The following is a 22,078-nucleotide window of genomic DNA, read 5'->3' as shown; positions in this document are numbered from 1 at the left end:
AGGGGTGAACCCATGGATTTTCAGGTATTACTGTTAACAATCGGCGTTTCATTTATTCTGGCGGTGATTGCCGCACCGCTCCTGATTCCGCTGTTACGCCGGATGAAATTCGGACAGCAAGTTAGGGAAGATGGGCCTCAGAGCCATTTGAAAAAAAGCGGAACACCTACAATGGGTGGAGTCGTCATTTTAGTTGCGTTCACATTGGCCTTTTTGAAATTTTCGGCAGTCAAGAATACAGACTTTTATGTCTTGCTTGTGGCTACGCTGGGATTCGGGCTTATAGGTTTCCTGGATGACTACATCAAAATTGTGTTCAAACGTTCGCTGGGACTGACGGCCAGACAAAAAATGCTGGGTCAATTGTTCTTCAGTGCAGTGATGTGTTTCTTGCTGATCCAGAATGGACACAGCACAGCCATCTCTATCCCGGGTACGTCATTCTCGTTTGACTGGACCGGATGGTTCTATTATCCGTTTGTTGTATTCATGATGCTTGCTATTACCAATGCCGTTAACTTTACCGACGGTCTGGATGGTTTGCTATCAGGGGTAAGTGCGATTGCCTTTGGCGCGTTTGCCATTGTAGCGATGCAAGCCACGTCGATGCCGGCAGCAGTTTGTGCAGCAGCGATGATCGGAGCCGTACTCGGTTTTCTGGTATACAATGCACACCCGGCCAAAGTGTTTATGGGAGACACCGGTTCTCTGGGTATTGGTGGTGCGATTGGTGCGGTAGCCATTGTAACCAAGACAGAGCTTCTATTTGTCATCATTGGCGGTATTTTTGTTATCGAGATCCTGTCTGTCATCATTCAAGTGGTATCTTTCAAGACTCGTGGCAAGCGTGTATTCAAAATGAGCCCCATTCACCATCACTTTGAATTAAGTGGTTGGTCAGAGTGGCGGGTTGTTATTACCTTTTGGGCGGTAGGCGCAATTTTGGCCGCTCTTGGACTTTATCTCAACAAGGGGTTGTAGATCATGAATCATCCTGAATCATATCGCGGACAACAAGTAGTCGTGCTCGGATTGGCGAAAAGTGGGGTACAGGTCGCCAAAGTGCTGGATCGCGCCGGAGCGAAGGTCACAGTAAATGATAAAAAAGAGAGAAATCAATGTCCCGAAGCTTCCGAATTGGAGGCTTTGGGAATTTCTGTTGTATGCGGAGGACATCCGGATGATCTGATTCACAGTGGTGTGAAGCTGGTCGTTAAAAACCCGGGTATCCCATACCATGCAGCTCCTGTGCAGCAAGCTATGGCATTGGGCATTGAAGTGGTGACCGAAGTAGAGGTAGCTTATCATCTATGTGCTGCACCCATGATCGGGATTACGGGTTCCAACGGTAAAACAACAACGACCACTTGGGTGGGTAAAATGTTGGAGCATGCCGGCCTCAAACCGATCGTTGCCGGTAATATCGGAACACCTCTCTGTGAAGCGGCAGAGCAAGCTTCTCCAGATAACTGGATGGTTGTTGAGCTTAGCAGTTTCCAGCTCAAAGGAACGGTTGATTTCCGTCCCCGGATCGCCAGCTTGCTTAACGTTGCAGAGACGCATCTGGACTATCATGGGGATCTGGATGATTATGTGGCTTCCAAAGCCAAACTGTTCGCCAATCAGCAGCCTGACGACGTAGCCATCCTGAATTGGGATGATGCGGTATGTCGTGGTCTGGTTCCTTACATCAAAGGCAGATTGCTTCCCTTCTCAATGATTGAGAAATTGGATACAGGTGTGTATGCATATCCACCTTATGTGGATGGAGAAGAGGATGATGTGAAGCGCCAGATTATCTACGCGGATGAAAACGGAGATCAGCAGATGATCATCGATATTGAGGACATTGGCATAGCTGGACGATTTAATGTGGAAAATGCAATGGCGGCTGTGGCTATTGCCGTGGCTGCAGGAGCTGATCCAGCGGTACTGGCAGCGCCGCTCGCAGACTTCAAGGCAGTTGAGCACCGCCTTGAATATGTACTAGATCATAATGGCGCTGCGTATTACAACAACTCCAAAGCGACCAATTCGAAGGCTACGGTCATGGCTCTGAACTCGTTCAAGGAGCCAGTTGTATTAATTGCTGGAGGGTTGGATCGCGGGTCAGACATGATGGAGTTGTTACCCTTGTTCCAGGAACGGGTAAAAGCTGTTGTTGCAATTGGAGAGACACGGACAAAAATTGCCAAGGTCGCGGAACTTGCCGGATTAAAGCAAATTAAGGTCGTCGATAATGAGGAGGACGCTGCCCTGACGTTAACCGTTGCTGTGCAGGAAGCATCGAAGCTTGCCAGTGCCGGTGATGTCGTTTTGTTATCCCCGGCATGTGCAAGTTGGGACATGTTTGCTTCCTATGAAGAGCGGGGACGCATTTTTAAAGAGGCGGCGCATAACTTGTAAGTAGGGGGGTGGAAAAGCCCCTACTTCCATGCAAGGGGTGGCCTCCTGATGAAACAGACGCGACCGGCACCAGATATTTGGTTGCTGATTTGTATTTTGGCATTGCTTGCCATCGGCATTATTATGGTATATAGTGCGGGCTCGGTGCTTGCCTTTCATGACTATGGCGATTCATTTTATTTTGTAAAAAGACAGGCCCTGTTTGCGGTGCTTGGGCTTGTGGCCATGTTCGTAACTGCTAATGTAGACTACCGGGTGTGGAGGAAATACGCCAAGCCTATATTGATTGCCTGTTTTATTATGCTCATTGCGGTGCTCATTCCTGGAATCGGTGTGGTTCGCGGTGGTGCACGAAGTTGGTTGGGCATTGGTTCGTTCGGTATTCAGCCCTCGGAATTCATGAAGCTGGGCATGATTCTGTTTCTCGCTCACTGGTTGAGCAAGGAACCGGGCAAAATCAAAACCTTCACATCGGGGCTTCTACCACCGCTGGGATTGATCGGGTTGGCTTTTGGGATTATTATGCTGCAACCTGATTTGGGGACTGGCACCGTGATGATGGGCGCATCGATGCTTATTATTTTCACAGCCGGAGCGCGAATGAAACATCTGAGCTTGCTTGCTCTTGGCGGCGTAGCGGGGTTTGCAGCTTTGATTGCAGCAGCACCCTATCGGTTGCAGCGTATCACAGCGTTTTTGGACCCGTGGTCCGATCCGCTGGGTGCCGGATATCAGATCATTCAATCCTTATACGCGATTGGTCCTGGTGGACTGGCGGGATTGGGACTGGGTATGAGTCGGCAGAAGTACAGTTATGTACCTGAACCTCAAACGGACTTTATTTTTAGTATTTTGGCCGAAGAACTCGGCTTTATAGGTGGAATGATTGTATTATTGTTGTTTCTGGTGCTGGTGTGGAGAGGTATGCGTGTAGCCATGACCGTTCCGGATGCCTTTGGCAGTCTGCTTGGTGTTGGTATCGTGGGTATGGTCGCCGTACAGGTCATTATTAACATTGGTGTTGTCATTGGCATGATGCCTGTTACGGGCATTACATTGCCTCTGATCAGTTACGGTGGATCATCATTAACCCTCATGCTCACAGCACTGGGCATTTTAGTGAATTTATCCCGTTATGCGAGGTGACTATGCGATGCGAGTCGTTCTAAGCGGTGGCGGTACGGGTGGACATATCTATCCGGCCGTTGCCATAGCAAGACAATGCGAGGCGGAGAACCCGGACTCGACATTTCTGTACATCGGAGGAACCAGAGGGCTGGAAAGCAAGCTGGTTCCCCAAGAAAATATTCCTTTTAAATCCATTGATATTACGGGCTTTCGGCGGAAATTGTCCATCGACAACCTGAAAACGGTCATGCGTTTCATTCAAGGTGTACGCAAGTCCAAAAAAATGCTGAAGGAATTCAAACCGGATGTTGTGATTGGTACAGGTGGATATGTGTGTGGACCTGTGGTATATGCAGCAACAAAACTGGGAATTCCGAGTATAATTCATGAACAGAACGCCATTCCTGGTCTGACGAACAAATTTTTGATGCGTTATGTGGACACGGTTGCCGTTAGCTTTGAAGGTTCTGAAACATCGTTTTCCGGCGCAAAAAAGGTGATCTATACCGGTAATCCGCGAGCGACTACGGTAGCCCAGGCTAGCCGTGATCGTGGTTTTGCCACATTAGGTGTACCGATGAATAGCCGTGTTGTTCTTGTGGTTGGGGGCAGTCGCGGGGCAAAAGCAATCAATCAGGCCATGGTGGACATGGCTCCAATGCTGGAACAACTGGACGATGTACATGTAGTTTACGTGACAGGGGATACCTATTTTGATGAAACGCGTGAAGCCATTCGCAGCTCATTGGGTACGATGCCAAACCACCTGCATGTCCTGCCTTACATGCATAATATGCCTGAGGTGCTTGCCTGCACATCCTTGATTGTAAACCGTGCAGGTGCATCATTCCTTGCGGAGATCACATCACTGGGTATTCCTTCGATCCTGATTCCTTCACCTAACGTGACTAATAATCATCAGGAAGCCAATGCACGCACGCTTGAAGGTGGAGGTGCGTCACTCACGATGCTGGAGAAGGATCTTACAGGCAAAGTCCTGTATGAAGCCATCGCCAAGATTATGAATGATGAATCGGGACGCAAACGGATGGCTGAAGCCTCTAGGAAACTGGGGAAACCTGATGCAGCTGAAGTGCTTGTTCATGAAATTCAGCGTCTTGCTGCACGCCGATAAAGTGTGTTTGTGGGCGATTGTCACACACAAGACGGGGCTGACATAAGATACCGTATAAATCGTGACCATCGTTCCATGGCGCCAGAACACGGTCTGTAACAACAGAACATACCGTGCTCATCGGTTTTGAAGCAAAGGAGGAAGCAAACATGCATCAGTGGATATCGTTACTATCCCAGAATAATGTTGGCAGAGTTCTTGAAAACGAATCACTAGCCAAATACACCACATGGAAGATCGGCGGTCCTGCGGATGCACTGGTCATTCCCGAGAATAAAGAGCAGATGATGAATCTCGTTCAATTGCTTCACACGTATCAGATTCCGTGGATGCAACTTGGACGGGGCTCAAACATGCTGGTGTCAGACAAAGGAATACGTGGTGTTGTGGTGAAACCAGGCGAGGGCTTTGATTATGCCGAATTTCACGAAGGTGGTGTAACCGCCGGAGCGGCGCATTCTTTTGTTAAACTCAGTGTGGTTGCTGCCAAAAAGGAATGGGTCGGTCTGGAATTCGCCAGCGGTATCCCCGGCACTGTCGGTGGAGCTGTGTACATGAATGCAGGCGCGCATGGATCGGATGTGTCACGGATATTCAAATTCGCTGAGATTGTACTGGAGACAGGGGAATTGGTACGTTACAGCAAGGAGGACATGGATTTTGCCTACCGCCACTCTGTTCTGCATGATCGGAGAGGCATTGTGCTGGAAGCTGCATTTGAACTCCAGCATGGAGAGCGTAACGTCATTTCGGAAACCATGGCGGCTTACAAAGATCGCCGGCGCCGCACACAGCCACTGCAGATGGCATGTGCAGGTAGTGTATTCCGAAATCCACCGGGTGATCATGCAGCCCGCCTGATTGAAGCAGCAGGGCTGAAAGGAATGACCCAGGGAGGCGCACAGGTATCCACCATGCATGCCAATTTCATTGTCAATACAGGCCAAGCAACAGCAGAGGACGTTATCACCCTAATGCAGCAGATACAGAGCACTATATCATCTCAAAACGGTATTAACCTGGTACCGGAAGTCTTCGTAGTGGGTGAGCGGTAAACCCCGGAGGTGATACATTGGACAAATTGGTGATTGAAGGCGGGAAACCCCTCTCAGGATCCATACGCATCCATGGAGCAAAAAATGCCGCTTTACCGATTATGGCCGCAAGTTTGTTGGCAGATGGAGAAGTTACACTGCATAACGTTCCACACTTGCTGGACATTGAAGTGATGCTGTATATCCTGGAACGGCTTGGATGCACGTGTCGGCATGAACAGGGAACAGTGACGATTAATACCTCGTCTATCCGGTCATATGATGTGCCAGAAGATCTAATGAAGCAGATGCGCTCTTCCATTTTTTTGATGGGACCATTGCTGGCTAAGTTTGGGCAAGTGTCAGTGTATCAGCCAGGAGGCTGTGCCATCGGAGAACGCAAAATTGATCTTCACCTCCGGGGCCTGGAAGCGCTCGGAGCTTTGATTGAAGAGCAGGACCAACAGATTATCTGTCATGGACGTAATCTGGTGGGTACAGATATTCTTTTGGATTTCCCGAGTGTGGGTGCGACCGAGAATATCATGATGGCAGCCGTTATGGCTAAAGGGACGACAACCATCTGCAACGCGGCAAGAGAACCTGAAATACAGGACCTGCAACACTTTTTGAATGCTATGGGTGCAAGCATTATTGGTGCAGGAACGGATACAATCACGATCAATGGCGTTGAGAAACTGAAGCCTTGTTCCTATGAGATTATACCGGATCGAATCGTTGCCGGAACTGTGATGATTGCAGCAGCAGCAACACGAGGCAATGTTACCCTTACACACTGCAATCCTGCTCATCTTACTTCACTTATACATGTATTGAAGCGCACTGGTGTTCAAATCACAGTCTGCAATGATATAATGACGGTGAGCTGTATGAGCCGTCCCAAATCAGTAGACCGTATTGTGACTTCTCCGTATCCTTCGTTTCCGACAGATTTGCAATCGCAAATCATGGTGCTGCTCAGTCTGGCAGACGGATTCAGTGTGATGAAGGAAACGGTATTCGAGGGCCGGTTCAAACATGTGGATGAACTGAATGTGATGGGGGCTGATATTTCAGTCGATCTGAACGCAGCATTTATCCGTGGTGTTCCCCGTCTGTACGGGGCTACAGTAGAAGCAACCGATCTTCGTGCAGGTGCAGCTCTGGTCATTGCTGGTCTGGCTGCTCAAGGCAAAACGGTTGTGGAGCAAGTGCATCATATTGACCGGGGCTACGATCAGATCGAGAAGTTATTCCAAAGTCTTGGAGCATCGGTTGAGCGACAGTCGTCCGTTTCGAAACAGTTGGATTTTGCCAATTAACGTCCTTGGCGTCCCCTTCTTGAAGGGAGGGGACCTGAGGCTTTGTGGAGCGCTACTTATGCCTAAAAGTCAAATTCCGGTTCTGAAGAAGAATCGGCCAAAAGGAAACACAAGCCGAAAAATTGTAATTATTCTCTTATTATTATTTATTGTATTGCTTGCTGTATTATTCTTTCGTTCTTCCATGAGTCGGATTTCGGCAATTGAAATTACGGGTAATGTATATACAGCAACTTCAGAACTGCTGGAGAAAAGCGGGCTGAAAGAAGGCGAACAATTTTTTGGGACAAGTACTGCCGAGGTTATTGAGCGTCTCAAGACCATCAAGGCGATTTCCACCGTTACCGTGGACAAGCAATTCCCGGGTATCATCCATATCAAGGTTCAGGAATATGCCACGGTTGCTTATGAGCTTGGTTCTGACGGTACGTTAAAAGCGATATTAGCCAGTGGGACAAGCTTGACGGTTCCGGCAACAATTGGTGTTGCTGTGGAGAAGCCCATATTGACCCAATGGAAGGCTGATGATCCACTCAAAGCCAAACTGAGCCAGACACTGGCTAAAATTCCGAATGAATTGACGACGGATATTTCGGAAATTATTCCCAATCCAACGCCTTCATTTCCGGATCAGATTCGGATGTATACCAAATCACAGTTTGAAGTGATTACAACCGTCTCTCTTTTATCGGATAAAGTGGAGTATCTGAATCAGGTGATTGAGACCGAACGGCCTGGGAAAATCACCATGCTTGAGGCAGATACCTATGTCCCTTTCATCCCGGATGACCCGGAAGATGATGCTGAACTAGGAGCAACCCCCTGATCTTTGCCATGATGAGGCTGGACTGAATATGAAAGCCTAGGCAGGTCGGGGTTTGACCCCGTCAGAGCAATGAAACTTGTTCTTTCTGAGATGAAGAAAAAATGATACACTTGAACTTATGGCACATGAGTTGCCTCCTTCTTTTTTCTTCAATGTTTTATGTCTGGCAACCAGATTTTGACACCCAAAAACATTGTAGAAAAAAGAGGGAAAGCCTGAAGTGTGTTGAATATGTTTTAAGAGTGTTTAAATTCGAACGTAATTTACTATTGGAGTCAGGAGGTGCCACAGACTTGAGCAACAATGACATCATTGTTAGTTTGGACATCGGTACATCCAAAATTCGCGCTATTATTGGGGAAATGAATAATGGAACCTTTAATATTATAGGAGTTGGATCTGCCGACTCGGAGGGAATTCGCAAAGGTGTAATCGTAGATATCGATCAGACGGTGCAGTCGATTCGCAACGCAGTGGATCATGCAGAACGTATGGTAGGTATTCAAATATCCGAAGTGTATGTTGGAATCTCGGGAAATCATATCGGACTGATGAGCAGTCACGGCGTCGTGGCTGTGTCTAACGAGGATCGTGAAATCGGAGAAGAAGACATGGAACGGGTGTTGAAAGCAGCCGAAGTCATTGCAGTTCCGCCGGAACGGGAAATTATTGATGTTGTCGCCAAGCAATATGTTGTAGATGGCTTGGAGGGCATACAGGACCCCCGTGGTATGATTGGTGTTCGTCTGGAAGTTGAAGCAACGATCATTACGGGTGCAAAAACCGCGATACATAATCTTTTGCGCTGCGTGGAAAAAGCGGGTCTGAAAGTAAGCGATCTGGTTCTCATGTCGCTTGGAGCGGGTCAACTGGCTTTGTCCAAAGATGAAAAAACGATGGGTTCAGTGCTTGTTGATATTGGAGCAGGTGCAACAACCATCGCCATTTTTGAAGAAGACAGTCTTGTTGCAACATCAACATTGCCTATAGGTGGGGAATTCGTAACAAATGATATCGCCTATGGCTTACGCACGTTAACGGATCAGGCAGAGAAAGTGAAACTGAAATATGGCTGCGCCTGGTTGGATGATGCTGCTGCGGATGTGATGTTCAAAGTCACCCGAATTGGCAGTAATGTAGACAAGGAGTTTTCACAGGAGGATCTGGCAGCAATTATTGAACCTAGGGTTCAAGAAATATTCCAGATGATATCCCAAGAAGTGAAGCGTCTTGGTTACAACGAGCTTCCTGGAGGTTATATACTAACGGGAGGTACGGTCTCTATGCCGGGGGTTCTGCAGGTCGCTCAGCATGAGCTTGCTGCTTCGGTACGAGTTGCAGTTCCGGATTATATTGGTGTGCGTGACCCCGGGTTTACAAGCGGAGTTGGCATATTGCACAGTGTAATTCGCAGTTTGCGCATTCGTCCCTCGATCAATAACGGCGGTGGAAATAACAACAACAATAATAACAACAAGAAACCGACCAACCGTCCGAAGCCAAATACGGCACAGGAATCGGAGCAAAAACCCGGTCTGTTCGAGCGGCTGAAGAATATGTTCAGCGAATTTATATAACAGGTTGGATCCATTTCATACATTCTTGAAGCCGTCTGAATGCGCCGGTACTAAAATAAACGCTTTCGTTCGTCGATATATGAAATTGATTCGGTTCAAATCAAAAATTGGACGGGCCATCCATGCACATTGAGGGGGAGATGGAATAATATGTTGGAATTTGATTTCGAGATGGAGAGCTTGGCTCAAATTAAAGTCATCGGTGTAGGCGGCGGCGGAAGCAATGCAGTCAACCGTATGATTGAAAATGGTGTACAAGGTGTTGAATTTATTACGGTGAATACGGATGCTCAGGCGTTACACCTGGCGAAATCCGAGCATAAATTGCAAATCGGTGATAAATTGACTCGTGGTCTTGGTGCTGGCGCCAACCCGGATGTAGGTAAAAAAGCAGCGGAAGAGTCCCGCGATCTGATCATGAACACGTTGAAAGGTGCAGACATGGTATTTGTTACAGCCGGTATGGGCGGCGGTACAGGTACAGGTGCGGCTCCGGTTATTGCCGAAATCGCTAAAGAGTGTGGTGCACTTACCGTGGGTGTCGTAACTCGTCCATTTACATTTGAAGGACGCAAGCGTTCCAGCCATGCAGAGCAAGGTATTGAAGCTCTCAAGGAAAAAGTCGACACACTGATCGTGATTCCTAATGATCGTTTGCTCGAGATCGTAGACAAAAAGACTCCTATGCTTGAAGCATTCCGTCAAGCGGATAACGTACTTCGTCAAGCGGTACAAGGTATCTCTGATTTGATCGCTGTACCGGGTCTGATCAACCTTGACTTTGCTGACGTCAAAACGATTATGCACGAACGTGGTTCAGCCCTTATGGGGATTGGTGAATCAACTGGTGAGAATCGTGCCGCAGAAGCAGCACGGAAAGCCATTATGAGTCCTTTGCTTGAAACTTCTATTGAAGGTGCTCGCGGGGTAATCATGAACATTACGGGTGGCGTTAATCTGTCCCTGTATGAAGTGAATGAAGCGGCAGAGATCGTAACGTCTGCTTCCGACCCGGAAGTGAACATGATCTTTGGTGCCATCATTGACGAAGACCTGAAAGAGGAGATTAAGGTTACGGTTATTGCAACCGGTTTTGAAGATAAACCTGCTCCACCACCACCAGGACGTAAGCCAGCTCCAGCAACAACGGAGACGACGGATACGCGTTCTCCGAACCTGCGTCCTTTCGGAAATCAGCCGAGCAATGATCAGCTGGACATTCCGACATTTTTACGCAATCGTTCACGCAATAATAACAACGATTAATACGCAAATCAATGTATTGGAAACCCGGTACTCCTTATGGAGCGACCGGGTTTTTTCTGTTTATTTAGATATCATAGCATACAGCAATGAACAAATTCTGAACAAAGGGCCTGAGCAATTCCGACAAAAAAAGTTGGAACCACACCCCCATGATTAGACAGACTTTGAACAGGGGGCTCCGTATACTTGTGAATATGCTCATGAATATCAGGATATCGGGTACCGATATTTCGATATGTTGCGCGCAGGCAGGTGAAGACTTTGGTTGTTTATGTGGATCTAATTTTTTTGACAAACCTGTGTATTGACGGTGCACTCATCGGAATGACCGCCTGGATGCGCAAGACAAAGCTGGTTTGGTGGCGATGGTTGCTGTCAGCCATTGTCGGTGCATTATACGTGGTCATGATGTTTGTACCGGAGTTTGATTTTATGTTCACCTTTTTGATCAAGTTCGGGTTCTCGCTGGTCATGCTTACGATTGCTTTTGGGTTTAAAGGTCTACAGGCTTTTGCGAGGACGCTGGGTACCTTCTATGTGATTAATTTTGTCGCTGCTGGAGGTATTCTGGGTGTGCATTACATGCTTCAGAGCTCCGGTGAGTTGTTTAACGGCATTTGGTTCACGGCTTCTGGCGGTATGTCATTTGATCTGAAAATTGCTTTCTGGTTCACGTTTATCGTATTTTTTGCTGTCCTGTTTTTATTTAAAGCTGTGCAGAGTTCAAAACGGAAAACGGATCGCATGACGACCTATTTGGGCAAAGTTGAGGTCTGCATCGATGAGGTAGTCATTTCTTGTACAGGCCTTCTGGATACGGGCAATCAACTTACAGATCCCTTATCGCGCATGCCGGTCATGGTGATGGAGGTTTCGTTATGGCAAGACATGTTACCTGCTTCATGGAAGGGTAGACTCAAGGACGAGGCGCCGGACAACCTTATTCTGGAGCTTGATCAGGAAAGTTTTCAGTGGCAGGATCGACTGCGGCTAGTGCCTTATCGGGGCATTAACAAAGGGACTGCGTTTATGCTGGCAATGAAGCCGGACCGGGTGAAGGTGACGATGGAGGAAACATGTTATGAGACGACAAGGGTACTTATTGGGCTGGATGGAGGTGTTTTGTCGTCGGATGGGAAATACCAGGCCGTGATTCATCCTGAACTTGTGCAAGACGCTGCTTCTGCGCAGTCTACGGCTCTCTCTGCGGGAGCAACAGAAAAGCCGCTGAATGTGGTATAGGAGGAACGTACATGCTTGTGAAATGGAAACTGGTGGCGCAGCTGCAATATTACCGTCTGTTATTTTTATTGGGACTCAAAAGCGAAGAGATCTATTATATTGGGGGAAGTGAGGCACTTCCGCCGCCATTGACCCGGGAAGAGGAAGAATTTTTGCTGCAAAAATTATCCTCGGGAGACTCGGCCATTCGCGCGATGCTCATTGAGCGCAACCTGCGTCTGGTGGTGTACATTGCACGCAAATTTGAAAACACAGGAATCAATATTGAGGATTTGGTCTCCATTGGAGCCATCGGATTGATTAAGGCAGTGAATACATTTGACCCGGAAAAGAAAATCAAACTGGCAACCTATGCTTCACGTTGTATCGAAAATGAAATTTTGATGTACCTAAGACGTAATAGTAAGATCCGAACTGAAGTTTCTTTTGATGAACCGCTCAACATTGATTGGGATGGAAATGAACTATTATTATCCGATGTATTGGGTACAGAAAACGATACAATCTATCGGAATATTGAAGAGCAGGTAGACCGAAAACTTCTGCACAAGGCACTGGAAAAATTAACGGAGCGCGAGCGAATGATTATGGAGCTTCGTTTTGGCCTGACGGATGGGGAAGAAAAGACACAAAAAGATGTAGCAGATCTCCTCGGAATCTCCCAATCCTACATCTCTCGTCTCGAAAAAAGAATCATTAAAAGACTCCGCAAAGAGTTCAATAAAATGGTCTGAAATACATCATTGGTCAGAATGGGTATTACTGGCAAGGGTGCCAAGTACGAATAAAAAAGCCTGCCCCGGAGATAATGTACATTAATGTTTCTCCTTGGGAGGTAAATCACGATGACCCGAAACAAAGTCGAGATTTGTGGCGTGGACACCGCAAAATTGCCTGTCCTCACCAACACTGAAATGCGGGAATTGTTTCATTCCCTTCAGCAACACCATGATCGCTCAGCAAGAGAGAAATTAGTGAATGGCAACCTGCGTCTTGTGCTCAGTGTCATTCAGCGTTTTAACAATCGGGGGGAGTTTGTCGATGATCTGTTCCAGGTTGGTTGCATCGGCCTGATGAAAGCCATTGATAATTTTGATTTATCCCAGAATGTCAAATTTTCAACCTACGCGGTGCCGATGATTATCGGTGAAATCCGTCGATACCTGCGTGACAATAACCCGATTCGGGTATCTCGCTCCTTGAGGGATATTGCTTACAAAGCACTTCAGGTCCGTGACAGCCTGACGAATAAAAACTCTCGGGAACCGACGATATTCGAAATTGCGGAAGTACTGAATGTGCCGAAGGAAGATGTTGTTTTTGCATTGGACGCCATTCAGGACCCGGTCTCGCTCTTCGAACCGATTTATCATGATGGTGGTGATCCGATCTATGTTATGGATCAGATCAGCGATGACAGAAACAAGGATGTGTCATGGATCGAGGAAATTGCACTTCGTGAAGCGATGCATCGTCTTGGTCAGCGGGAAAAAATGATTCTGTCGATGCGGTTTTTCGAAGGGAAAACCCAGATGGAAGTGGCTGATGAAATTGGCATTTCCCAGGCTCAGGTATCACGTCTGGAGAAATCAGCGATACAGCAGATGCAAAAACATGTAAAGTCATAACACGATGCAAAGGCAGAGGGACGATCAATCGGGGCAGTGTATACCGTTGGTCGTCTTTTTGTTATGGACCGTTTCCACATTCGATGAAAAACAGGACATTTTTCGCCCTTGAAACATATATTGTATAGAAGCGTGAAGAACGGGCAGAAGAGGAATAACAGGGGGCGGGAATGAATGAAAGTAAATACGAGCGAAGTAGCGGCACGAGGCATGAAAATCTCGGACTTTCAGACAAAGGATGTCATTAACATTACGGATGGTAAACGCCTCGGTCAGATCAGTGATTTGGAACTGGATCTGAAGCAGGGACGAATTGAAGCGATTGTTGTGCCAGGGTACAGCCGTTTTATGGGTCTCTTTGGCGGGGGAACTGACCTGGTCATTCCTTGGAGAAACATTGTGAAGATTGGTTCAGATGTGATACTGGTGAAGATGGATGAGGTGAAGGAAAATACGTATGACGAGCGTGATCGCGAAGCGCGCCTGTATGATGAACAGCAGCATAACCGCACAGAGCGAGTGGAACGCATTGAACGGTCGGAACGTAATCAGCGTCGAACGATATAAAGGAGACAGAATGTGGCTCATTTGGTACACTGGAAGTGGTGAGGTGAGATAATGGAACCCTTTGTATTGGATAAAGAATTACTTGAACGGACCAAGAACCCAAATTCAGATTTCGGTCCTGATCCGTTATTATTATATGTTGAGCCCTGGACACAGCAATTTGAACAGTTGTCAGTCGGGTTTACGACGAGGCATGGTGGAGTTGGAAAAGTTCCGTATGCTACGCTCAATTGTGCTTATCATGTGGGGGATGACCCTGAAATTGTACTTAACAACCGCAGGCTTGTAACCGAGAAGCTTGGTTTTGCAGCAGAAGCTTGGACCTGTGGAGAGCAGGTGCATGGCAAACATGTCGCAGTAATTACCGCTGAAGATCGGAGCAGAGGATTACTTGATCGTCAATCTGCGTTGCAGGATACGGATGGATTGGTCACGAATGTGCCTGGTGTGCTGCTGACTTCTTTCTACGCAGACTGTGTGCCGCTTTATTTCTATGACCCTGTACAGCAGGCGGTAGGTCTTGCTCATGCCGGCTGGAAAGGTACAGTCGCGGGTATCGCTGTATCCATGGTGGAGACGATGGAACGGGAGTATGGCAGCCGTAGGCAGGACATTCGAGCTGCAATCGGTCCGTCGATTGGGGATTGCTGTTATGAAGTGGATGAGGCGGTCATGCAGCATGTACGGGTTTGGTTTGATGATTCCCAGGTTAATGATGAATACAAGGATTCTGCTTCCAAACAAGCATATCGAGCCGTGAATAACGGTAAAACGATGTTAAACTTGAAAGAATGTAATCGACACATTATGATGAAAGCAGGAATAATGCCGGATCATATCGAATGTACAACATGGTGTACAAGTTGTCATCCCGAACTATTTTTCTCCTATCGGAAGGAAAATGGTGTTACAGGGCGGATGGCGAGCTGGATTGGGCTGGAAGAGAGGTGACCCTCTGTGTCATTGGAGGAGCGTATTCAACAGGTAAATCAGAAGATCGAGGACGCATGTCGGCGCAGTAACCGTCATCGTGATGATGTGAATGTGATTGCGGTCACGAAATATGTCTCACTTGAAACAACGGGATCGGTGCTGAATCATGGTCTTGAGCATATTGGAGAAAACCGGTGGCAGGATGCACAGGCCAAATGGGAAGCTTTTGGTCAGCAGGGTACCTGGCACTTTATCGGTCATTTGCAGACAAACAAGGTGAAAGACGTGATTGGCAAGTTTCGTTACATCCATTCACTGGATCGTTTGTCATTGGCGAAGGAGTTGGATAAAAAAGCAGCTTCACTTGGCATCCAGGTGGAAACGTTTTTGCAGGTGAATATTTCGGGTGAAGAGAGCAAGTATGGATTACAGCCTGAACAGGCAAGTTCTTTTTTGCGTGATATTCGTTCGTTCAACAATCTCAAGGTCGTTGGCCTGATGACTATGGCACCTCATGAGGAAGATCCGGAGCTGACGCGTCCCGTATTTCGTGGATTGCGTGAGCTGAGAGATCAATTGAATGGACAAGCCCTTACAGCAGAGCCATTGACTGAGCTGTCAATGGGGATGTCCAATGATTTTGAAGTGGCCATTGAAGAAGGTGCAACCTGGGTACGGCTAGGATCGATTCTCGTAGGAAAAGAGGAGGGTTCACGATGGGCGTAATGAATAAATTTATGAATTTCCTCGGACTTCAGGAAGAGGAAGAGATTGTGGAACGTGAACGAATGGCTGCGCAGGAGGAAAATGAGTCTGAACATCAGGAAGCTGAAACCTCCAGTCTCGATAAACGTAGAAACCAAAGGGGGAATAATGTGGTGAGCATTCATTCCCAGAAAAATGTTAAAGTTGTCCTGTATGAACCGCGTTCTTATGACGAGGCTCAGGAAATTGCCGACCATCTGCGTTCGCATCGTACTGTTGTGGTGAACTTGCAACGAATTCGCCAGGACCAAGCGCTGCGCGTTATTGATTTTTTGAGTGGCACGGTATATGCATTGGGTGGCGGTATTTCCAAAATCGGCGGAAACATTTTTCTCTGTACGCCAGATACGGTTGAAATTCAGGGCTCAATTACGGAAATACTGGCTGACAGCGAGCAAGATTATAACAGAATGAGGTGAGCCACTTTTGTATCAGATCGAAAGCGTGTTGTACACGTTATACCAGATTTACTTTTACATGGTTATTGTCTACATATTGATGTCTTGGCTTCCCAATGCGCGGGAAAGCTTCATCGGTGAATGGCTGGGCAAATTAGTGGAGCCATATCTAAGACCATTCCGTCGATTTATCCCCCCTTTGTTCGGTGTGCTGGATATTTCCCCAATTGTGGCGCTGATCGTTCTCCAACTCGCGCTTAATGGGCTGATTTCCATACTCCGGTATTTTGCATATTAGGGTAGGGTGATATAGATGAGCGGTGAAATTTACGAACATTTTAGCCATGATGAGCGAGATTTTGTAGATAAGGCTTCGGATTGGGTTGAGCGGGCAGGCAAGTATCATGACATGAAGCTAACTGACTTCCTTGATCCAAGACAGGTTTTTATCTTACAGACTCTTGCCAATCGTCGTAACGACGTTCAGATTCGTCTGGATGGTGGTTACGAAGCTGCTGAACGCAAGCGTGCGCTGGTTGCACCTGATTATATGTATCTGGATGATGAGGATATGGGAATGCAGGTGCTCAGTATCACGTCTGATGATCAGAAAATCTCGGAGCTGGAACATGGGGACTATATGGGTTCCCTGCTCGGGCTTGGGATGAAACGTGGAAAGATCGGGGATATCCAAGTGCTGGAGGACGGTTGCCATACAGTGGTGGCGGCGGAAACCGGCGCTTTTTTATCGCTTCAACTGAATCAGGTGCATCGGTTACATGTGTTCACAGAGTTACTTCCTTTGGATCAGATGCGATGGTCAGAGAGCAAACTGGAGACGATGGACATTACGGTCGCTTCTCTTCGTTTGGATGGAATCTGCGCAGATGTGTATCGGCTTAGCCGCAGTAAAGTGCTGGTGCCGATCAAAGCTGGTCGCTGCCGTGTGAACTGGAAAGTTGAGGAAGATCCCTCCAAATCGCTAAAAGCGGGTGATGTCGTATCCATTCAGGGATTTGGCCGTTTCAAGGTTATGGAACAGGATGGGATGACTAAAAAAGGGCGCTGCCGAGTGAAAATCGGCAAATTTGCCTGAGTCTGTTGCAGGAAAATCCGCTTTCTTGTCGAAATGTTTATCATAAAGGTGTAGAAAATACGCGGTGTATCCGATATACATTAAGTCAAAGATTTATGCTGCAAACCTTCTCTGGACGAGAAGGAACTTTAACAGGAGGTGGACAGCATGCCATTAACGCCGCTGGACATACACAACAAGGAATTTTCCCGACGTTTGCGCGGGTATGACGAGGATGAAGTCAATGAATTCCTGGATCAAGTCATCAAAGATTACGAAGGCGTCATTCGCGAGAACAAAGAGCTGAGCAATCAGTTGCTGTCCGTTCAGGAAAAGCTGGATCATTTTTCTACAATTGAAGAGACGCTTAGCAAAACGATCATCATTGCGCAGGAAGCTGCTGATGATGTGAAGGGTAATGCGAAGAAAGAAGCGCAGTTGATCGTGAAGGAAGCAGAGAAAAATGCAGACCGGATCGTGAACGAATCATTGGGAAAATCGCGTAAAATTGCTTTGGAAGTGGAAGAACTGAAAAAGCAGGCCTCGATTTATCGTGCCCGTTTCCGCACGCTTGTTGAAGCGCAGCTTGAACTGTTGACTCAGGATGGTTGGGAAGTGCTGGAGAGCCGGGAGCAGGAAGTGCGTGACCGTGAGCGGGAGATGAAAGAAATTTACTAGTCTGTCGCCTGGTTGACTTTTGTCTGCAAAGAGGCTATAACTATATTCATAATGAATAGTGATTCCATGACGGGTTCAGTACGTTATGATCTCATCCCTCAGAGAGTTGGTGGTTGGTGCAAACCAATGGATGAGTTATAGCCGAATATCTCCCCGGAGAAGTGACGCTGAAGCGGTGATCTTGAATGCCGTGTGTAAGCCGAACCGTAAGCCGTACGTTATAACGGCACCCTGCGGTAGTATAGCGGGGCATAAGCGCTGTTGATGACAGAGCATACCCAGGCTTGCCTGGATGTGGTTTGTGATGAACAGAATTAGGGTGGTAACGCGAGTATAGCCTCGTCCCTTTCCAGGGATGGGGCTTTTTTTGTTTTCAAAAAAAGGGCGAACGCCCATGAGGCCCAAAGGGACCTCAAGGAGAGAGCCAACCGCCGGGAAAGCGAAGCACCCTGCAGTCGGGGTTTCGACAAGGCGAACGCCCATGAGGCCCGAAGGGACCTCATGGAGAGAGCCACTCGCCGGGTGAGCGAAGCACCCTGCAGCCGGGGTTTCGCCAAGGCGAACGTCCATGAGGCCCGAAGGGACCTCAAGGAGAGAGCCACCCGACGGGTGAGCGAAGCACCCGGCAACACCCGCCTCGCGGTAAGGCCATGCGGCGTTCACGCAGGGAACAGCCTCAAAATGGCCGCCACTACGCACATAAACCCTCGCCCACAAGCGGCGCAACTGTTCCCCAATCGACAACCGATTCCGGGTGTCCAGAGGGCGGAGCGCCTATGGGGTCCCCCTTGGCAAGGGGGATTTAGGGGGATTGAAACGCTTTTTGTGGACGGTCCACAATCTAACCAAAGAAAGGGAAGATAATCATCATGCAACGAGTTGACGTCAAAGAGAAGGCACGTGCCAGAGAATTACGCGTGTTAGATAAATGGAAAACGGAGAATACATTCAAAAGATCTATCGAAAACCGGGAGGGCAAACCAAACTTCGTATTTTATGAAGGGCCACCTACAGCGAACGGAAAACCGCATATCGGTCACGTTCTGGGACGCGTAATCAAGGATTTCGTTGGTCGTTATAACACGATGAAGGGTTACCGTGTTGTTCGTAAAGCGGGTTGGGATACACACGGTCTGCCAGTAGAACTGGGTGTACAGAAGAAGCTTGGTATCTCCCACAAGTGGGAAATCGAAGATTACGGCGTGGAGAAATTCATTAACGAATGTAAAGCGAGCGTATTCGAGTATGAGCAACAATGGCGTGATCTGACAGAAGGCATCGGATATTGGACGGATATGGATAACCCATATATCACTCTAGATAACAACTATATTGAGAGTGTATGGAACATCCTGGCGACAATCCATGAGAAAGGCCTGTTGTATCGTGGTCACCGTGTGAGTCCGTATTGCCCATCTTGCCAGACGACACTGAGTTCCCATGAAGTTGCACAAGGGTACAAAGACGTCAAGGACCTGAGCGCTACAGCGAAATTTAAACTGAATGACAGCGGAGAATTTGTACTGGCTTGGACAACAACACCTTGGACGCTGCCTTCACATGTTGCACTTGCCGTGAATCCGGATATGGACTACTCCCGTGTTCGTCAAGGTGATGAAGTGTACATCATGGCAACCAATCTGGTTGAAAAAGTGATGAAAGATACCAAGGGGGAGTATGAGATCATCGGTGCACTGAAAGGTGCCGATCTGGTTGGCAAAACGTATGATCCTCCGTTTAACTATGTACAGGCTGAGAAAGCAAACATCATTCTGGGCGCAGGCTTTGTAACGGATGCAAGTGGTACGGGTATCGTACACATGGCTCCTGCCCATGGTGAAGATGACTACCGTGTATGCCGTGAGAATGGGATCAGCTTTGTGAACATGGTGGACCTGGAAGGTAAATTTGTCGCTGAGGTTACTGACTTTGCCGGACGTTTCGTTAAGGATTGTGATATTGATATCGTGCGATACTTGTCCGAGAATGGACGTTTGTTCAGCAAAGAAAAATATGAGCACAGCTATCCATTCTGCTGGCGTTGTGATACACCACTTCTGTACTATGCAATGGACAGCTGGTTTATCCAAACAACAGCCATCAAGGACCAACTGATTGCAAACAATAGTGAAGTGGATTGGTATCCAGGTCATGTTCGTGAAGGTCGATTCGGGAAATTCCTTGAGGATCTGGTGGATTGGAATATCAGCCGTGATCGCTATTGGGGGACTCCGCTGAACATCTGGGTGTGCGAGGAGACTGGCGAACAATTTGCTCCACACAGCATTGCAGAATTGCGTGCCCGTGCGGTAGGTGATGTGCCTGAGAATCTTGAATTGCATAAACCATATGTGGATGACGTTAAAGTCATGAGCTCTTGTGGCAAATATGAGATGAAACGTACACCGGAAGTGATCGATGTCTGGTTCGACAGCGGCTCCATGCCGTTTGCTCAGCAGCACTATCCATTTGAAAATAAAGAAGTATTCGAACAGCAGTATCCTGCTGATATGATCTGTGAGGGAATTGACCAGACACGTGGCTGGTTCTACAGCTTGCTGGCGGTTTCCACCCTTTTGACAGGCAAAGCGCCTTACAAAGCGGTTATGGCTACAGGACACGTTCTGGACGAGAACGGACAGAAGATGTCCAAATCCAAAGGTAACGTTATCGATCCTTGGGAAGTGATTGAAGAATATGGTACAGATGCATTCCGCTGGGCTTTGTTGTCTGACAGTGCACCGTGGAACAGCAAACGTTTCTCCAAAGGTATCGTAGGCGAAGCCAAATCCAAAATGGTGGATACGCTGGTCAACACCCATGCATTCCTGACGCTTTATGCTACCATTGATGGATTTGATCCACAGGAGCACCCGTTCCAACTGTCCGCACACAAGCTGGATCGCTGGATTCTGTCGAGACTGAACAGCCTGATCCTGGTTGTAGAAAAAGCGTTGCTGGTTAACGACTATCTGAACTCTTCCAAAGCGATTGAAGCATTTGTTGATGAGTTGAGTAACTGGTATATCCGTCGTTCCCGTGACCGGTTCTGGGGAAGTGGCCTGACAGAGGATAAACTCGACGCTTACCGCACATTGACTGAGGTACTGGTGACTACTGCGAAATTGGTTGCTCCGTTCACACCGATGCTGGCAGAAGACATCTATCTGAACCTTGCAACAGGTGAGAGTGTGCACATGGAAGACTATCCGGTAGCTAATGAATCGCTGATTGATGCAGGTCTGGAACAGGATATGGAGACGGCTCGCCGTGTGGTTGAACTTGCCCGTAACGTTCGTAACGAAACAGGCATCAAGACACGTCAGCCGCTGTCCGAATTGATCGTTTCTCTGGATAAAGGATTTGACCTGGCAAGTTATGAAGAGATCATCAAGGAAGAGATCAATGTAAAAGGAATCCGTACGGAGCATAATGATGCGGAATTCGTTGACTTTACATTGAAGCTGAATCTGAAAGTTGCAGGTAAGAAATACGGTAAAAACGTAGGATTTTTGCAAAACTTCTTCAAGGGAATGTCGGCCGATGAGACGCGTAAAGTGGTTTCGGAAGGCGTGCTGAACATTGTTTCTCCGGAAGGCGAAGAGCTGCAAGTGACGAGCGAAGAATTATTGGTTGATAAGCAGGCTAAATCAGGTTTTGCTTCTGCATCAGGTTACGGTCTGACGGTTGCGCTCAATACCGAAATCACAGCATCACTGGAACAGGAAGGCTGGGTCCGTGAAGTGGTTCGTGCTGTGCAGGATACCCGGAAACGACTCGACTTGCCGATTGAAAAAAGAGTACGTTTGACACTGGATGTAGATGCATCCCTACAGGAAGCAATTCAGGCGTTTGATGATGTATTGCGTGAAAATGTTCTCGTAACCGAAGTGACATTTGGTACGAATGAGTCGATGGAACGTGTTGAAGCTGGAGGCAAATCGATCGGTATTTACATCGAAGCGTAATTCGGAGCATGTCCCATTCAACAGGGATAGAATATAGAGTATAAACAAACGAGCCGCAGAGGCAGGGACATATTCCCTGGTTCTGGGCTCGTTTGTTTTTTAAGCAAAAAGGCAATGATTCTATAATGCA

At 47.6% G+C, this 22,078-nt stretch carries 20 protein-coding genes and 1 other annotated feature; all 20 genes read left to right on the top strand.

The window, feature by feature from the left end:
* Nucleotides 1-12 precede the first annotated feature (12 nt).
* The 20 genes from mraY to ileS all read left to right on the top strand — a co-directional run bounded on the left by mraY (nt 13) and on the right by ileS (nt 21,948).
* Nucleotides 13-981, top strand: a complete 969-nt coding sequence (gene mraY / locus IFU39_RS18695; RefSeq protein ID WP_047843751.1) for a phospho-N-acetylmuramoyl-pentapeptide-transferase — start codon at nt 13-15, stop codon at nt 979-981.
* A gap of 3 nt (nt 982-984) precedes the next feature.
* The gene (gene murD, locus IFU39_RS18690) at nt 985-2,406 is read left to right on the top strand and encodes a UDP-N-acetylmuramoyl-L-alanine--D-glutamate ligase (protein WP_192134176.1); all 1,422 of its coding nucleotides are present in this window, start codon (nt 985-987) and stop codon (nt 2,404-2,406) included.
* 48 nt (nt 2,407-2,454) lie between these two features.
* Nucleotides 2,455-3,552, top strand: a complete 1,098-nt coding sequence (gene spoVE / locus IFU39_RS18685; RefSeq protein ID WP_074095851.1) for a stage V sporulation protein E — start codon at nt 2,455-2,457, stop codon at nt 3,550-3,552.
* A 7-nt stretch (nt 3,553-3,559) separates the two neighbouring features.
* Nucleotides 3,560-4,669, top strand: coding sequence for an undecaprenyldiphospho-muramoylpentapeptide beta-N-acetylglucosaminyltransferase (gene murG / locus IFU39_RS18680; RefSeq protein ID WP_192134174.1), 1,110 nt, complete (start codon nt 3,560-3,562; stop codon nt 4,667-4,669).
* 149 nt (nt 4,670-4,818) lie between these two features.
* Complete coding sequence (gene murB, locus IFU39_RS18675) at nt 4,819-5,724, top strand: UDP-N-acetylmuramate dehydrogenase (RefSeq protein ID WP_091014073.1); 906 nt, start codon at nt 4,819-4,821, stop codon at nt 5,722-5,724.
* A gap of 17 nt (nt 5,725-5,741) precedes the next feature.
* Nucleotides 5,742-7,025 carry a UDP-N-acetylglucosamine 1-carboxyvinyltransferase gene (gene murA, locus IFU39_RS18670; protein ID WP_091014075.1) on the top strand — a complete coding sequence of 428 codons (1,284 nt, stop codon included), beginning with the start codon at nt 5,742-5,744 and terminating at the stop codon, nt 7,023-7,025.
* A 58-nt stretch (nt 7,026-7,083) separates the two neighbouring features.
* Nucleotides 7,084-7,851: a cell division protein FtsQ/DivIB gene (locus IFU39_RS18665; RefSeq protein ID WP_149846753.1), complete on the top strand. Its 768-nt coding sequence runs from the start codon at nt 7,084-7,086 to the stop codon at nt 7,849-7,851.
* Between the two features lie 293 nt (nt 7,852-8,144).
* A complete protein-coding gene (gene ftsA, locus IFU39_RS18660) occupies nt 8,145-9,428 on the top strand; it encodes a cell division protein FtsA (RefSeq protein WP_036614863.1) in 1,284 nt (427 codons plus the stop codon).
* Nucleotides 9,429-9,578: 150 nt separating this feature from the next.
* Nucleotides 9,579-10,694 carry a cell division protein FtsZ gene (gene ftsZ, locus IFU39_RS18655; RefSeq protein ID WP_192134172.1) on the top strand — a complete coding sequence of 372 codons (1,116 nt, stop codon included), beginning with the start codon at nt 9,579-9,581 and terminating at the stop codon, nt 10,692-10,694.
* Between the two features lie 261 nt (nt 10,695-10,955).
* Complete coding sequence (gene spoIIGA / locus IFU39_RS18650) at nt 10,956-11,936, top strand: sigma-E processing peptidase SpoIIGA (protein ID WP_091014080.1); 981 nt, start codon at nt 10,956-10,958, stop codon at nt 11,934-11,936.
* Nucleotides 11,937-11,947: 11 nt separating this feature from the next.
* Complete coding sequence (sigE, locus tag IFU39_RS18645) at nt 11,948-12,670, top strand: RNA polymerase sporulation sigma factor SigE (RefSeq protein ID WP_017687308.1); 723 nt, start codon at nt 11,948-11,950, stop codon at nt 12,668-12,670.
* 111 nt (nt 12,671-12,781) lie between these two features.
* A complete protein-coding gene (sigG, locus tag IFU39_RS18640) occupies nt 12,782-13,564 on the top strand; it encodes an RNA polymerase sporulation sigma factor SigG (RefSeq protein WP_017687309.1) in 783 nt (260 codons plus the stop codon).
* Nucleotides 13,565-13,738: 174 nt separating this feature from the next.
* Nucleotides 13,739-14,131 carry a YlmC/YmxH family sporulation protein gene (locus IFU39_RS18635; protein ID WP_017687310.1) on the top strand — a complete coding sequence of 131 codons (393 nt, stop codon included), beginning with the start codon at nt 13,739-13,741 and terminating at the stop codon, nt 14,129-14,131.
* A 51-nt stretch (nt 14,132-14,182) separates the two neighbouring features.
* Nucleotides 14,183-15,082 (top strand): peptidoglycan editing factor PgeF, encoded by a 900-nt coding sequence (pgeF, locus tag IFU39_RS18630; protein ID WP_192134170.1) that lies wholly within the window; start codon nt 14,183-14,185, stop codon nt 15,080-15,082.
* 6 nt (nt 15,083-15,088) lie between these two features.
* Nucleotides 15,089-15,790 (top strand): YggS family pyridoxal phosphate-dependent enzyme, encoded by a 702-nt coding sequence (locus tag IFU39_RS18625; protein ID WP_017687312.1) that lies wholly within the window; start codon nt 15,089-15,091, stop codon nt 15,788-15,790.
* Complete coding sequence (locus IFU39_RS18620; protein WP_017687313.1) at nt 15,781-16,248, top strand: cell division protein SepF; 468 nt, start codon at nt 15,781-15,783, stop codon at nt 16,246-16,248. The genes IFU39_RS18625 and IFU39_RS18620 overlap by 10 nt, the downstream gene beginning before the upstream one ends.
* A gap of 7 nt (nt 16,249-16,255) precedes the next feature.
* Nucleotides 16,256-16,525 (top strand): YggT family protein, encoded by a 270-nt coding sequence (locus IFU39_RS18615; RefSeq protein WP_036674839.1) that lies wholly within the window; start codon nt 16,256-16,258, stop codon nt 16,523-16,525.
* A gap of 15 nt (nt 16,526-16,540) precedes the next feature.
* Entirely contained in the window at nt 16,541-17,323 is a 783-nt protein-coding gene (locus IFU39_RS18610) for a YlmH family RNA-binding protein (RefSeq protein ID WP_091014083.1), read from the top strand.
* 147 nt (nt 17,324-17,470) lie between these two features.
* On the top strand, nt 17,471-17,980 hold the full coding sequence (locus tag IFU39_RS18605; RefSeq protein WP_017687316.1) for a DivIVA domain-containing protein: 510 nt from the start codon (nt 17,471-17,473) through the stop codon (nt 17,978-17,980).
* A gap of 57 nt (nt 17,981-18,037) precedes the next feature.
* Nucleotides 18,038-18,330: a binding site (T-box leader), on the top strand.
* 519 nt (nt 18,331-18,849) lie between these two features.
* Nucleotides 18,850-21,948 carry an isoleucine--tRNA ligase gene (gene ileS / locus IFU39_RS18600; protein WP_192134168.1) on the top strand — a complete coding sequence of 1,033 codons (3,099 nt, stop codon included), beginning with the start codon at nt 18,850-18,852 and terminating at the stop codon, nt 21,946-21,948.
* The last annotated feature ends 130 nt before the right edge of the window (nt 21,949-22,078 follow it).

It is taken from the genome of Paenibacillus sp. CFBP 13594 (genome assembly GCF_014842675.1).
Lineage (GTDB): Bacteria > Bacillota > Bacilli > Paenibacillales > Paenibacillaceae > Paenibacillus > Paenibacillus amylolyticus_B.
The sequence above is the reverse complement of the archived record's forward strand: the minus strand, read 5'-3'. Positions and strand labels throughout refer to the sequence as shown.